Raw genomic sequence first — 14,114 nt, forward strand, 5'->3', positions numbered from 1 at the left:
TGTCGTGCGCTGGGTCAGCGCAGGTCCAGTACTACCTTGCTCGCTCGGACTCGGTCTCCGGCGAGTGCAATTGCCTCGACCGACCGGGACAGCGGAAATGTCTGCGTGAGAACGGGTTCGACGGGAAGTCCGTCGGCGAGGAGTCGAAGTGCTTCATCGATCTCGGTTCCGAATCGGAATGCGCCTACGAGCTCGATTTCCCGCGTCACCAGCAGGTTTCCCAGAAGAGGAACAGAACCAGGGGGGAGCAGGCCGAGCTGAACGACGCGTCCCCCGCGCTTGACGCTGGAGATGCAGGTCGCCAACGCTGGAGGTGCGCCGGACGCCTCGATGGCGATGTCCACGTCGGTGGGCAGTGCCTCGGTGTCGGTGGCCAGGACAGTGCTGGTGGCGCCGACGGCTGCGGCGATGGCGAGCGCCTCGGGCACGAGATCGGACACGAAGATCGCGTCTGCACCCGCATGCGCGAGCGCGGCGACGGTCAGGCAGCCGATCGGTCCGGCGCCCGTGACGAGGACGCGTCGACCGCGGACGTCACCGGCGCGCGAGACCGCGTGCAGTGCAACCGACAGTGGCTCGGCCAGAACCGCGAGTTCCAGCGACAGGCCGGTAGGCAACACGCGAATCTGGTCGGCCGGCACGACGATCTGTTGCGCGAAACCACCTTGCACGTGCGGCATTCGGGCGGCGCTGCCGAGGTAGCGCGTGTCACGGCATACGTTCTGTCGGCCGTCGAGACATTCGGGGCAGACTCCGCACGGGGTTGCGGGATGAACGGCGACCGGTGTACCGACGGCTGGTCCGGTGGTGCCCTGACCCAATTCCTCCACGGTTCCGACTACTTCGTGGCCGAGCACGAGGGGTTGTTCGACGAGGAAGTCTCCGACTCCGCCTCGGTGTGCGTAATGCAGGTCCGATCCGCAGATGCCGCCGTAAGCGACCGAGACGGAGACTTCGCCTGCGGCGGGGGACCGTCGCGCAATGTCCTCGACGCGAACGTCGCCCGCTCCATGAACAACGCATGCAAGCACAGTTGAAGCCTTTCTTTTCATACGACGGCGGTCATGCCGCCGTCGACGTACACGATCTGTCCGTTGACGAAATTCGAAGCGGGAGAGACGAGAAACAGGAGGGTGCCCACGAGCTCCTCCGGTTGGCCCCACCGTCTCGCAGGTGTGCGATCGACGAGCCAGTCGGTGAACGTGGTGTCGTTCACCAGTGCCGAGGTGAGCTCGGTGTCGAAATAGCCTGGGGCCAGTGCGTTCACTGTCAATCCGTAACGAGCCCAATCGGCGCACATGCCGCGCGTGAGCATCTTGAGTGCCCCCTTGCTGGCAGCGTACGGTGCGATCCCGGCCCGCCCCAGCTCGCTCTGAACCGAGCAGATGTTGACTATCTTGCCTGCGCCACGCTCGACCATCGCCCGGGCGAACTCGCGGCCCACGAGAAATGCACTCGTGAGATTGGTGTCCATGACGCGGTGAAAGTCCTGATCCGTGAACTCCAGGAGCGGCGCACGATGTTGCACTCCGGTGTTGTTCACCACGATGTGTACCGGCCCGACCTCGGACTCGATGCGTGCCGCCGCATCGGTGACCGCGGCGGAGTCTGTGACGTCGAAAGCGTAGGCCCGCACGTCCGCCCCGGTTCGGTCCGCGATGTCCGACCGAGCAGCGCTCAGCGCCTGCGGATCTCGGCCGTTGAGAACGACGACGGCCCCCGCTTCCGCGAGCCCCGTCGCCAACGCGTACCCGATTCCGCGACTCGAACCTGTCACCAGGGCGATCCGCCCGGCGATGTCGAAGGTCGGATGACCCGTCATACCCGTACTCCAGTCCATGATCGTTCGAGATCGATTGTTCCGCGTTCGGACGACCAACCGGCAAGTGCTCCGCGTAGGGCTGCATACAGTTGGCGTGCGGTGTGTTCGGCGCTCAAGCCGACGGTCTCGATGAGATCGAAGATCTCACGAGGGTCGAACAGTAGATTCCACAGAAAGAGCGCTTCGTCTCCGACGTCGGGGATTCCGAGTTCCGCTGCTGCATCGCTGAGCGCTCCTTCGAGCGCCTCGGCCTGCACGGTCAGGTAGTACGTCTGTTGGCGGAGGCGATCGAGATATCCACGCCGCGAACGGCTGGACACCATTGCCTCGCCGTGCTCGACGACGAGATCGACCCAGCATTGGCACAGAAGCTTCAAGCGCTCGAGTCCGGTCTCCTCCAGTGTGCGACCGTAATCGCGCATCCGGCAGCCGACTTCGAATCGATACTCGGCGAGAATCTCCTCGACCGAACCGAATTGCCGATATGCGGTGGCAGGGGATACCTCGGCAGCCTTCGCGACGTCGGTCATGTTGACCGAGCCCTCGGCGTGCTCGCTGAGTCTCACAGCTGCCGCGATGAGATTGCGACGATTCCGTTCGGTGTCACTTCGCATCGGCTTTTTCGCTGCTGGCATCTCGGAGGCCTTCCCTTCGTTCGGACCTGTCGTGCTGTACTCGACTACTGCAGGGCCGCGAGGCCACGTCCGAGTCGTGCGACCCCCTCGGTGATCGCGTAATCACTTGCAGCATAGGACAGGCGAAGATGCCCTTCACCGTGTAGGCCGAACTCGCCGCCAGGACGCAGTGCGACACCGTGGTCGCGGAGTGCGGCGACAACCTGGACCGATGGAAGGTCGACAGAATACTTCGGGAAGAAGTAGAACGCTCCGTCGGAGACTCCGACGTCGAGTCCGGGGATCTTCGCGAGTTCGGTTGCCATCAGTTCACGGCGCTGTGCGTAGATAGCGCGCATGGCTGCGACCTCGCCGGAGCACTCGGTGAGCGCGACGAGCGCTGCCCGTTGAACGGCGCTGTTGACCGAGCCGTTCGCGGTGTTGTGGACACGCGCACATGCCGCGATGATCTCGCGAGGCCCGGTGAGGTATCCGACGCGCCACCCGGTCATGGCGTAGCTCTTGGAGAAGGTCTGGCAGTAGATGGTGCGCTCGGCGAGGGCGGGGATGTCGAGTGCCGAGACGAAAGCCTCGGAGCCGTAGACCAATTCGCTGTATGCCTCGTCGGCGATGACGATCGTGTCGCTCCTGTGCAGGATGTCGGCGAGTACTTCCAGTTCCTTTGCCGAGTGCACGATTCCGGTGGGATTGGAAGGATTGCAGAACACGAACAGCGAGGCGCCGACCAACGCGTCGGCCAGTGCGTCCAGATCCCAGTGCAGGTCGTCCTGCAGCGGTACCGAAATGCACTGTCCACCGGCAAGATTGACGAGATCTGCGTACAGCGAATACGTAGGGTCCGGGATGACGACCTTGTCGCCCGGGCTGACGATGGCAAGAATCGATGCAGCAAGGCCGCCCGTCCCGCCGTGCGTGATCAGCACCTCGTTGTGCGATGACGCAGCGGCGGAACGAGCGAGGACGGTCTCGGTGACGGCGGAACGCAGTTCCGGGTCTCCGAGCAGTGGTGAGTAGTGCGTGTAGCCCGAGTGCAACGCGTCCGCCGCGGCCGTGCGAATGGCTTCGGGGGTATCGAAGTCGGGTTCACCCATGGCGAGGGAAACCATGTCGCCGGTCGATTGCGGCTGCTGCACGCGCAGCGACGCTTCTTCGACGCGTCGTACGGCAGCGGATGGGGAGAACGTGATCACGGGCGCACCGGACCCTTCTGGTCGATTGTGAGGAGGGGATCGTCTCTCATATGAGAGAAGTTTCTCATTTATCTCGGAGCTGGTCAAGATCACCGAAGTTCGGAAGGTGAACCCTTCCAACGGCTGGCCTCGATATCACCCGAGGTGTCCCGAAGGTAGGTAGGTGCGATGACGAGTTCCTCGATGACGGTTCGCGCCGGCAGAGTCGCGCACAGAACGACCGCCCTTGCGACGTCCTCGGGCTGGACCATGGCCTCGCGTACCTCGCGGCTCGGAGGTTGTGCTCGGTTGTCCATGATCGGGGTGCTGACTTCTCCGGGCAGGATGCAGGTCGCCCGTATCCCGTCGTTACGAAAAGTGTTGTGCAAGTAAGTCATGAAGTTGCGCACCCCGGCCTTGGCTGCGCCGTATGCAGCGCCCCCGAGCAGGTTCGGACGGAGCGCGGCGAGCGAGGAGACCGTGATGATGGTGCCTTCTCCGCGATCGATCATGTCGGGAAGTACCGCCTGGGTGAGCAGGTACACGGCGGTGAGGTTGACCCCGAGTACCTGGTTCCACTCGTCCTCCGGAATCCACCGCACGTTGAGGATGTTGCTCGCGGCGCCTGCGTTGTTGACCAGGATGTCCACCGGGCCGACTTCCTTCCGCACCCACTCGACGAGCGCAGCGACGTCGGCTGCGTCCTCGATGTGAGTGGGGCGGACCGCCGCTCGGCCGCCGCGAGCCGTGATGGCCTCTGCGACCTCGTCGAGCACCTCGCGTCTACGTCCGACGAGAACCACCGTTGCCCCCTGCTGAGCGAGGTCCTCGGCGACCGCGCGCCCGATCCCGGTGCCGGCGCCGGTGACGAGTGCGACCTTGTTCGAGAGTGTGGATGTCATCGTCGGTGTCTCCTGCTGTAGTGGATTGCGTGCGTGAAACTAGTGGTCGGCCAGCGGCTTTCCGCCGGTCTCCACCAGCTTCAGGGTCGCTGCGGCCGTGATCACGGCGGTCAGGATGACGGCATAGGCGGGAATGCTCTTGTCGCCCGAGAGGCCGATGAGCCAGTTCATCACCAGCGGCGCACTGCCGCCGAAGATCACCGTTGTTATGTTGAATCCGATGCTGTACGCGCTGTAGCGGACATTGGTGGGGAACAGCTCGACGAGCTGGACGTGGATGACTGCGGCGTGGCCCGCGAACAGTGCTGCAAGAACGCAACCCGCAACGGCGGCGAGGGCCATCTGACCCTGCGAGATGAGGTAGAAGCAGGGGTACGACGCGACAGCCATTCCGACGGCAGACCACAGCAGTACCGGCTTGCGGCCGATGCGATCGGACAGACGGGCTGCGAAAGGAATCGCGATCAGGATCGCAATGAGGCTGATCGCCGTGACGGCAAGTCCCTGGAGCTGGCTGAATCCCTGTTCCTTCTTCAGGTACGTGGGCATGTAGACGAAGAGAATGTAGTAGCCGGGTCCGTTGAGGGCGGGGAGCGCGATGGTCATGCCGATCGCCTTGAGGTGCCGCTTGGACGTGAGCGCAACCTTGAGCGGGTTCCGTTCGACGGTGTTGGCCTCACGGAGCGCAGTGAAGTGCGGTGTGTCCTCGAGCCGCTTGCGAATGTAGAACCCGACCAAGCCCATGGGCACGGCCAACAGGAACGGAATTCGCCATGCCCAGGATTCGAGGATGTCCTGGCCCATGATCGAGATGAGCGCGCTCGACAGGAGGCTGCCGAACAGGAGGGCGGTGAACGATCCCATGGCCAACCATGATGTGGTCCGCGCACGCTTGTCGTCGTCGGAGTACTCGCCGACGAAGGACATCGCACCCGAGGCTTCACCGCCCGCCGAGAAGCCCTGAATCATTCTCATGGCGATGAGCAGGATCGGTGCGGCCCATCCGATGGTCGCGAAGCTGGGGATGAGGCCGATCGCGGCAGTGGAGCCCGAGATCATGAGAATCAGCACGGCGAGTAGGGTTTTGCGCCCGAACTTGTCACCGAGATATCCCGAGATAACGCCACCGAACGGTCGAACGAGGAAGCTGATGAGGAATCCGACGTAGGTGAGCATGATGCCGCCCGAGGATCCACCGCCCGGGGCGAACACGATCGCGAGCGTCGGAACGAGCAGGCCGTAGATGCCGTAGTCGTACCATTCGACGAAAGATCCGATGGCGCCGGCGACGGTGACCTTCTTGACCACTGTGGCCTGGCTGTTCGCCGTTGGTAGATCCTGAGTTGCTGTCATGGCTTGGTTCTCTTTCGAAGTCGCTGTAGTCGTGCGGGTTGGCCGGGCTCACCCGAGATGGTGCCGATACCCAGCTGCATCGATGGGCGTCGAAATGAAGGGGGCGTCGAAATGAAGGGGGGCGTCGAAATGAAGGAGTGTCAGTGCGAGGCGGCGGCGTACATCGCTGCGACCTCGGCATCGAGCGCAAGTTCCCGCTCGGCGATCTGTGCAGCCCCAGCGAGAACCTCTTCGGCTCGGGCCGGCGGAACGATGATGACGCCGTCACTGTCTCCCGCGACGATATCGCCTGGGTTGCAGACGATTCCGCCGACTGCGATCGATGATCCGATCACGCCCGGACCGTTCTTGTACGGGCCGGCGGGGGTGACACCTCGGGAGAACATCGGGAATCGAAGTTCGGTGATGATGTCGCGATCGCGGATGCAGCCGTCCACGACGGCTCCCACTGCGCCGTGTGCGGCGAAACGCTGGGTCAGGTTGTCACCGATCACCGCACGCTGCAGGTGACCGAAACCGTTGACGACGACGACGTCACCTGGACGAATGAATTCGAGCGCGTCGATGATCGCGGCATTGTCTCCGGCGGCGGTGAGGATCGGAAGTGCGCTGCCGACGAATCGGGCTCCGTTCCACACAGGGACGATGCCTGCGTCGCAGATTCCCAGTCGATCCATGGCATCGCCCAGGTTCGCGACCGGGTACTGGGCAAAGCGGGCGATCAACTCGGGCGACGGGCGCACCCATTCTTCGGCGACGCGGACGAGCGGAGCGGTCGAGGTCATGGAACTGTTCCCTTCGGAGGGTGTGACGTAGATCTTAAGTGAGAAGATATTCTTGTTTGAAAGAAGTTTCCAGGTTTTGAAGAATTTGGTCAATAGTCCTGTGTGAAGACTGAGTTACGTCTCGTGGACGGCGAACGCGGTGAGTGCCCCGCGTCGATCAGGCGAAGGTGCCGACGCCCGCCGGCACGCCGATGGACGCGAAGAGCGAGGCCATGGTGGCCTCGAGTTCGGTCAGATCGCGCTCCTGTGCGCGATAGGACTGCACTGCAAAGTCCATTGTGACCCAACGGATACGAAGCCTTCGGCCAGGTCCGGCCTGGCCGAGGCGCGACTGTGAGACCTTGGTTGCGATCGCGGCGATGGGGTAGCCGGCCGTGAGTGAGCGGGCGCGGCCGAGAATGATCAACTCGTCCGAGTGAGGTATTTCGATTGCGCCGATGGGGATTCCGTGCGATGTGATCTCCGGCAGCCCCACCGGATGCAGAACGGGTCCGTCCAAGCGGAGGCCGACATGATCGGAATTGGGGCCGACGGTGTAGACGCTCGTTTCGATCAGGTCCTTCATGCCCGGGGCCGCATCGATCTCGGGCCCGTCCGTGACATCGATCGTCCATGTCCGACGCCCCAGCTCGGGAACCACCACGTGCGGATCGAACAGCGGGATGTCGGAGTACGGGTGGAACAGATCCATGTATCTCGTTCGTACGCGGACGATGTCGGCGGTGTGGATGCGCTGGGGGAATCCCATGCGCGCATCGGGGGCCGCACTCCCGAGGAACCGTTCGGTCTCGATCGCTCCGTTGATCGCGAGGTAGAGGCGAATGCCGTCGCGCACACCTGTCACCGTGACGACCGACCCGGCGCGAATGCACACCGGTTGCCACATCGATACGGCAAGTCCGTCGAGGTGGATCTCTGCCGTCGCTCCGGTTATCGAGATCAGCAGGTCCGTTTCTGCGACCGCCGAAAATCGCGTCCCCATGATCTCGAGGCACGTGGCTGCGCGCTCGTTGCCGACCAGAAGGTTTGCGGCAGAGGCTGAATACTGATCGGCGGCACCGCTGATCGGGATGCCCAACTCCTCGACGCCGCTGCGGCCGAGATCCTGCAGGGTGGTCAGCCACCCGGCTTCGAGGATGCGCAGACCCGCGTTCATGATGTTACTTCGCTTGGCTCCAGTGCGCGTCCACAATGGATGTCCCATTCGGCGGCGGGCAGTGCGACGAAGGTGAACCGATCGCCAGGCTCGTACGGAACCACTGGGTCTCGATGAATATCGAACAGCCTCAACGGGGTTCGTCCGAGGATGCGCCATCCACTCGGGCCAGGCGCAGGCCCGATGATCGAGTTCTCTCCTGCTGCCATCACGGCACCACCCGGGACGGCCGAGCGAGGGGCGGTCCGCCTGGCAAGAGATCCGCCGAGCCGAGGTGCTCGCATCATCGGCGCTGTGCCCGATCCGAGTAGCTCGACCACGTGCGCGGCGCTCGTGAATCGGGCGATCAATTCGGAGGGGCCGATACCTAGTTCCGCTGCGGCACCATCGAGGTCGGGGCCGAAGTCGCCACCGAAGACGGTAGGAATCTCGAATAGTCGACCGGGCCGGTCGACGGCGGTCGTCGACAGCGCGGCGTCGACCACGCCTCGTAGTGCGGCGTCGACGTCGACGGCATCGACTTGCGCGCAATCATATTGTACGAGAACCGAATCGAGACCTGCGACGATGTCGGTGACTCCGGCGAGCCGTGCCGCGATCACCTGCGTACGCACCGTTCGGGTGGCCGATCCGCGTAGGTTCTTGTCGTCCGAGGCGATGGTCAGCATGATTGCGGAGTCACCGTACTGCTGGTGTTTGACCCGGACCTGGGTCGATGTGTCGGACATCAACGAGCGTCCTTCTGTGCCGTGCCGGCGCCGGATCAGGCGGACACTGCGTTTCGGGCGGACAGGATCGACCGAAGCGGGGCTATTTCGGTACCGGACTCGCGCAGCGCCTTGTTGATGGTTCGGGCGTTCTCGATCGCGCCCGCGTTGTCACCGTGCAGCAGTACGAGATCGCACACCTGCGGAACGTCCTTGCCGTGCACCGACGTCACGACGCCGTCGACGGCCATCCGAATCGTGCGTGCGGCAATGACATCGACGTCGTGAATCAGGGCGCCCGGTTCGGTGCGGAGCACGGGAGTGCCGTCGTCTTCCATGCCGCGATCGGCGAGGAACACGAGAGCTACTTCGAGTCCACGAGCTCGCGCTTCCTCGGCCAGCAGCCCCTCCTGTGTCACGACGACGAGCGAGGGGTCGAACGTTGCGACCGCCTCGGCGACACCGCGGGCGTGTGCGGCGTCGGTGACGGTCAGGTTTCCCATCCGTCCGTGCGGATTGACGTGGCTGAGCGTCCCGCCCTGTGCTGTGACGAAGGCGCTCAGCGCGCCGATCTGGTACAGCGTGTCCGTGCGGATCTCGTCTTCCGTGCAGGCCATGGCGCGCCTTCCGAACCCTACGAGGTCGGGGTATCCGGGATGTGCACCGATCTCGACCCCGCGCTCGATACAGGCGCGGACGGTCCTTTCCATCACGCGAGGATCGCCGGCGTGGAATCCGCACGCGACGTTGGCTGCCGTGATCAGGTCCAATATGGCGTTGTCGTCTCCGAGCGTGTAGTTGCCGAAGCTCTCGCCGATGTCAGCGACCAGTGCTACCGAGTTCTGCGACATGATTCTCCTACGTGTCAGGGGAAGTCTGCCCGTGCCGTCCGACCGGCGTCAGCAACGAGGCACCTTTCAGATATGAGAAGAGCTTCGCATTTCGCCGACGCCGGTGTCAACGGTTCTTCGTGGGTCTCGGTAACGTTTACCCACTGGTTACTTCGTCGATCCAGCCGGAGTGGAGGATTACACGCCCGAACCGGCTGGTGTGAGCACCTCGTTCTTCTCCTCGTTCGCCGGTGCCACCGGAACTGCTTTGTCGCGTCGGGCGATGGCGAACAGGGCGGCCGCGGCCAGAACCAGCCATGCTCCGAGAATGATCAAGCCGTTGCCGAGTCCATGCCCGTCGAAGTAGATGACCGAACGCATCGACTGCATCGCACCGGATCCGATCCAGAAGCTGTGAACGGCTTCCCAGAACGGCGGTAGGAAGGACGCCGGTATCGCGCCCCCGGCGCTCGGGAAGTTGACGAAGATCGCGAACGACATCACCACGAATATCGCTGCCCGGCCCAGGAGCTTGTTGAAGAAGATCGAGACCATGCCGACGATGATGGTGTAGGCGATTCCGACCGCGATCGTGATCAGTACAGCGGGCAATGAGGCGTTGTACAGGCCGACGAAGATGGACGAGATGCCGAAGGAGACCAACGTCAGCAGCGTGCCCATCACTCCCAGTACCTTCAGCTGGCGTCCGACAGCCATCCTCGGGGCGACCTGCGACAGCACCGTGATGGACAGATACCCACCGATGGTCGCGATGATCAGGAAGTAGAACAACGCAGTTCCGGTCGAGTCGCCCGCGGAGAGGGGAGAGAGATCGTCGATGGCCAACGGAAGCCCCGACGATGCGGCGATCCCCTGCGCAACACGTTCGACCGTCTGCGCCACGAGTGAGCCGCTGCCCGACGCCACGTGCACGGTGAGCTCCTGGCCGAGTTCGAGAACGCCCGCTGTCTTCTGCGACGCGAGCTGGTCGAGCGCTCCTGCGAGGTCAGTCGACGTCGTGACCTCGAAGGATCCTGGCGACGACTGCTCGATACCCGCGGCGATCTGTGACGTTGCGGCGTCGGGACCGACGACGACCAGGCCGACATCGCGCGGAATCGGGTGGTGGAACGCGCTGACATAGCAGAGCGAGAACATGAGGACGAAGAACAGCGGCAGGATCATTGCCTGCGCGACTACCCGTATCGGGGTGTCCCCGGCGCCGGCACCAGCGTGCGCTGCTTCCGACGAAGGTGCGGGCTCCCGGGTCTCGGCGTCGTCTGCGGGCGCTGCGGCGATGGCGCCGGCGTTCTGCTGGCTGGTGTCGTGTTTGCCGGCGTCGTGATTGCTGTCGCGGGACGAATCCTGCCCAGTGTTGTGTTCGTGTGCCACGATCGCAAGCCTTCCTGTCGCGAGTAATTTGATGCTTGCTAAATACAGGAATGTAGTCAACGCTGTTGACGACCATTGTGTCAACAGTGTTGACGTCCGATGCGTCACAGTCCGAAAAGGAAGGTTCGAGAGATTTGTCCGAGCTAGGAGGATCGTCATCCATGCGCGTGAGCACGCAGGAACGTAAAGCGGAGGTCCTCCGGGTGGCGGCCGAACTGTTCAGTGAACAGGGCTTCGCAGCAACCGGTGTCCGAGAGATCGCAGCTGCGGCATCGGTGGATCCGGCACTGGTGATTCGCTACTTCGGATCGAAGGAGAGTTTGTTCCTGAAGGCGATGACGTTGCCGCCGATGGTTCTGGAGACGCTCAGTGGTGACGTCGACGGGCTCGGTGAGCGCCTGGTCGATCTCATGGTCACCTACATGCGAGACGAGCCGGGAACACGCAGACGTGGCGTGTTCGCTGCTCTGATTCGGGCCTCGGATCGGCCGAGAGTCAAGGAATACTTCCGCGAAACACTCGAGGAACTGGTCGTGGCACGACTCGTTCCACAGCTCGCCGGCGGAGATGCTCAGCTGCGGGCGCGGTTGGTGGCCGCTCAGCTCAACGGGCTGCTGACTGCTCTGTTTCTCATCGAGGACGAGGTACTGCTCGAGGCGCCGACTGCATCGATCGTCGCGATCTACGGCCGATCGATGCAGTCGCTGATCGACGGATGACGTCGGGGCGCCGCGAGTGTGGGTTCAGCTCGTGGGAAGCAGCAGAACCGGCTTGACTGCGATTCCGGACTTGGAATCGGCTTCGGCGACATCGATCTGGTCGAAGGGGTAGGTCTTCACCAGACGATCGAACGGGAAGCGGCCGTCGCGCCACAGAGTGATCAGGTACGGAACGAAGGTCTTGGGATCGGCGTCCCCTTCGAACACGTACGTCACCCGTCTACCGCTCAGCTGCGTCGGGTGCACGGTGACCTGATCGATGCTGGCGCCGACGAGTATCAGCCCGCCGCCGTAGGCGAGGGTGGTGACAGCGAGGTTCATGACGCTTGCGACGCCCGTCGTGTCGAGCGCATGGTCCATGCCGATCCCGCCCGCGACGATGGCCTCGCGGAGATCGTCCTGCGCGGCAGAGACCACACGGGTCGCACCGAGTTCGCGCGCGAGGTCCAGCCTGCTCTCGTGCAGGTCGACGGCGACGATATCGGTAGCGCCTGCGACCTTGGCAGCCATGACCGCGGCCAGACCGACAGCGCCTGCACCGAACACGACAATCGATTGCCCGGGTTTGACATCCATGACATTGAGTACTGCTCCTGCGCCCGTCATGATGCCGCAGCCCAGTGGTCCGAGAGTCTCGAGAGGCAGGTCGGAGTCCACGACGACGACACCGCGTTCGCCGACGATGGCGTGGTGAGCGAACGACGACTGGCCGAACCATCGATTCGCCACAGGCGCGCCTTGCGCGTCGTTGGCCGATGTGGTGCCGTCGGGCTTCTTGGCGCTCATGTTCAAACCGAGGAAGTCGACGCAGTACGCAGGATGCGCGGTCACACACTGCGGACACACACCGCACGATGCGAACGTCAGTACCACCGAATCACCCACGCGCACACCGTCGACCTCGGATCCGATCCCCTCGACGATTCCCGACCCCTCGTGTCCGAGAATCGCCGGGAGCACCCACTGAGCCAACCCGCGGGGCATCATGTCGGTGTGGCAGAAGCCTGCGCCGACGATTCGGACCAGGACTTCCTTCGGCCCGAGGTCGGCGAGTTCGACGGGTTCGATCGAGAATTTGCCCTCGGGCTCGCGCAGTATCGCCGCCGTTGTCGTGGTGGTCACGAGTTCGAGCCGTCCTTCTTCGGGGCGCGTCCGCGCAGGAGACGTTCCTTGCGGGCCGTGAACGGCGGCTGACCCAGCACCATGAGCCTGGACCGCCCCTTCTTCACCAGAACGGCTCGTTCGTGGCTGAAGGTTCGAATACCGTGCTCGCCGTGATAGGCGCCCATTCCGCTGCCGCCGACTCCGCCGAAGGGAAGGGATGACACGCCCAGCTGCAGCATCGGGGCATTGATGCCGACGCCACCGGACGAGGTGCGCTCGACGAACGCCTCCTGCACGTCCCGCGACTTGGCGAAAATGTAGAGGGCGAGCGGCTTGTCGCGATCGTTGATGATGCGGATGGCCTCGTCATGGCCGCTGACGGTGATGATCGGCAGGATGGGCCCGAATATCTCGTCCTGCATGACGGGGTCGGACAGGCTCGCATCGGCGAGCACGGTCGGGGCCAGGTATCGATCGTCACGATCGAACTGACCACCGATAGCGGCGGTACCCGACTGCGGCAACAGCGCAGTGAGGCGATCGAGGTGCCGGGTGTTCACCACACGTCCGAAGTCGCGGGAGACCTTCGGATCGGCTCCGTACAGAGCCTCGATCTCGCGGCGAAGTGCCTCGACGAGCCGAGGTGCCACGTCTGCGGTCGTGAGCACGTAGTCCGGTGCGACACAGGTCTGTCCGGCGTTGAGGAACTTGCCCCACGCGAGCCAGTGCGCGGTAGCGTCGACGTCAGCGGAGCTGTCGACCCAGACCGGTGACTTGCCGCCCAGTTCGAGCGTGACGGGTGTCAGGTGCTTGCTCGCTGCGGCCATGACGATCCGTCCGACCGCACCGTTTCCGGTGTAGAAGATGTGATCCCATGGCAATTCGAGCAGTTCGGTGGTCTCCTCGACCGCGCCGGTGACGACGCGAATCGCACGGTTGTCGAGGTATTTCGGCACGAGCTCTTCGGCCAGGGCGGCAGTTGCCGGTGCCACCTCGCTCGGCTTCATCACCACAGCATTGCCCGCGGCGATGGCCGCGACGACAGGCATGAAGAGAAGGTGGACGGGATAGTTCCACGGTGCAATGACCAGCACTGTTCCCAGCGGCTCCCGGACGATCTGCCCCGACCCGGGCTTCAACGCGAACGGCACCTTGACCGATCGCGGTCGCGTCCAGCGTGAGAGATGCTTGATCGTCTCGGCGATTTCGGTTCGCACCGAGCGTATTTCGGTGAGGAACGCCTCCAGCAGCGGCTTGCCGAGGTCGGCGTGCACGGCCTGCTCGATCGCCGGTCCGTTCTCGGCGAGTAGGCGGTCCAGCGCATGTAGCTGTTCGCGCCGCCACTCCAACGGCCGAGTCACACCAGCCGAGAATGCTTCGCGCACCGCCTGGGCGTGTTGCGTGGGACTGATCCGCTCCTGTTGAGCTTTGGCGCTGTCGATCGACATCTTTCTCCTTCGAATTCTGATCCGGGCGGTGTGAGATGTGGGCGGTGTGAGTGCGGGCGGTGATCTGTGGCTCGTTGCGGCCCGGGAGACCG

At 63.8% G+C, this 14,114-nt stretch carries 14 protein-coding genes; 1 reads left to right on the forward strand and 13 read right to left on the reverse strand.

All coding sequences use genetic code 11. From position 1 onward, the window contains the following. Positions 1-14: 14 nt before the first annotated feature. The 11 genes from RY1_RS09410 to RY1_RS09460 all read right to left on the reverse strand — a co-directional run bounded on the left by RY1_RS09410 (position 15) and on the right by RY1_RS09460 (position 10,751). Positions 15-1,031 (reverse strand): L-idonate 5-dehydrogenase, encoded by a 1,017-nt coding sequence (locus RY1_RS09410; RefSeq protein WP_072803263.1) that lies wholly within the window; start codon positions 1,029-1,031, stop codon positions 15-17. 17 nt (positions 1,032-1,048) lie between these two features. Beyond that, complete coding sequence (locus tag RY1_RS09415; protein WP_072803264.1) at positions 1,049-1,822, reverse strand: SDR family oxidoreductase; 774 nt, start codon at positions 1,820-1,822, stop codon at positions 1,049-1,051. Further along, on the reverse strand, positions 1,819-2,457 hold the full coding sequence (locus tag RY1_RS09420) for a TetR/AcrR family transcriptional regulator (protein WP_218019784.1): 639 nt from the start codon (positions 2,455-2,457) through the stop codon (positions 1,819-1,821). The genes RY1_RS09415 and RY1_RS09420 overlap by 4 nt, the downstream gene beginning before the upstream one ends. A 44-nt stretch (positions 2,458-2,501) precedes the next feature. Then, positions 2,502-3,647, reverse strand: a complete 1,146-nt coding sequence (locus RY1_RS09425; protein WP_072803265.1) for a pyridoxal phosphate-dependent aminotransferase — start codon at positions 3,645-3,647, stop codon at positions 2,502-2,504. 89 nt (positions 3,648-3,736) lie between these two features. Beyond that, complete coding sequence (locus RY1_RS09430; RefSeq protein WP_072803266.1) at positions 3,737-4,528, reverse strand: SDR family oxidoreductase; 792 nt, start codon at positions 4,526-4,528, stop codon at positions 3,737-3,739. A 39-nt stretch (positions 4,529-4,567) separates the two neighbouring features. Further along, the gene (locus RY1_RS09435) at positions 4,568-5,881 is read right to left on the reverse strand and encodes an MFS transporter (RefSeq protein ID WP_072803267.1); all 1,314 of its coding nucleotides are present in this window, start codon (positions 5,879-5,881) and stop codon (positions 4,568-4,570) included. 140 nt (positions 5,882-6,021) lie between these two features. After that, the gene (locus RY1_RS09440) at positions 6,022-6,666 is read right to left on the reverse strand and encodes an RraA family protein (protein WP_072803268.1); all 645 of its coding nucleotides are present in this window, start codon (positions 6,664-6,666) and stop codon (positions 6,022-6,024) included. Between the two features lie 157 nt (positions 6,667-6,823). Beyond that, the gene (locus RY1_RS09445; RefSeq protein WP_072803269.1) at positions 6,824-7,822 is read right to left on the reverse strand and encodes a 5-oxoprolinase subunit C family protein; all 999 of its coding nucleotides are present in this window, start codon (positions 7,820-7,822) and stop codon (positions 6,824-6,826) included. Then, positions 7,819-8,550, reverse strand: coding sequence for a 5-oxoprolinase subunit B family protein (locus RY1_RS09450; RefSeq protein WP_072803270.1), 732 nt, complete (start codon positions 8,548-8,550; stop codon positions 7,819-7,821). Before RY1_RS09450 ends, RY1_RS09445 begins: the two co-directional genes overlap by 4 nt. Positions 8,551-8,585: 35 nt before the next feature. Further along, positions 8,586-9,380, reverse strand: a complete 795-nt coding sequence (locus tag RY1_RS09455) for a LamB/YcsF family protein (protein ID WP_072803271.1) — start codon at positions 9,378-9,380, stop codon at positions 8,586-8,588. Between the two features lie 177 nt (positions 9,381-9,557). Further along, positions 9,558-10,751, reverse strand: coding sequence for an ABC transporter permease (locus tag RY1_RS09460; RefSeq protein WP_072803272.1), 1,194 nt, complete (start codon positions 10,749-10,751; stop codon positions 9,558-9,560). 161 nt (positions 10,752-10,912) lie between these two features. Between RY1_RS09460 and RY1_RS09465 the strand changes: the two genes are divergently transcribed. Further along, positions 10,913-11,470 (forward strand): TetR/AcrR family transcriptional regulator, encoded by a 558-nt coding sequence (locus RY1_RS09465; protein ID WP_072803273.1) that lies wholly within the window; start codon positions 10,913-10,915, stop codon positions 11,468-11,470. A gap of 24 nt (positions 11,471-11,494) precedes the next feature. Here the strand turns inward: RY1_RS09465 and RY1_RS09470 are convergent, their stop codons facing one another. Both RY1_RS09470 and RY1_RS09475 read right to left on the reverse strand, forming a co-directional pair. Beyond that, positions 11,495-12,592, reverse strand: coding sequence for an NAD(P)-dependent alcohol dehydrogenase (locus tag RY1_RS09470; protein WP_072803274.1), 1,098 nt, complete (start codon positions 12,590-12,592; stop codon positions 11,495-11,497). Next, entirely contained in the window at positions 12,589-14,022 is a 1,434-nt protein-coding gene (locus RY1_RS09475) for an aldehyde dehydrogenase family protein (RefSeq protein ID WP_072803275.1), read from the reverse strand. Before RY1_RS09475 ends, RY1_RS09470 begins: the two co-directional genes overlap by 4 nt. Between the last annotated feature and the right edge of the window lie 92 nt (positions 14,023-14,114).

The organism is Rhodococcus yunnanensis NBRC 103083, assembly GCF_001895005.1.
Classification (GTDB): domain Bacteria; phylum Actinomycetota; class Actinomycetes; order Mycobacteriales; family Mycobacteriaceae; genus Rhodococcoides; species Rhodococcoides yunnanense.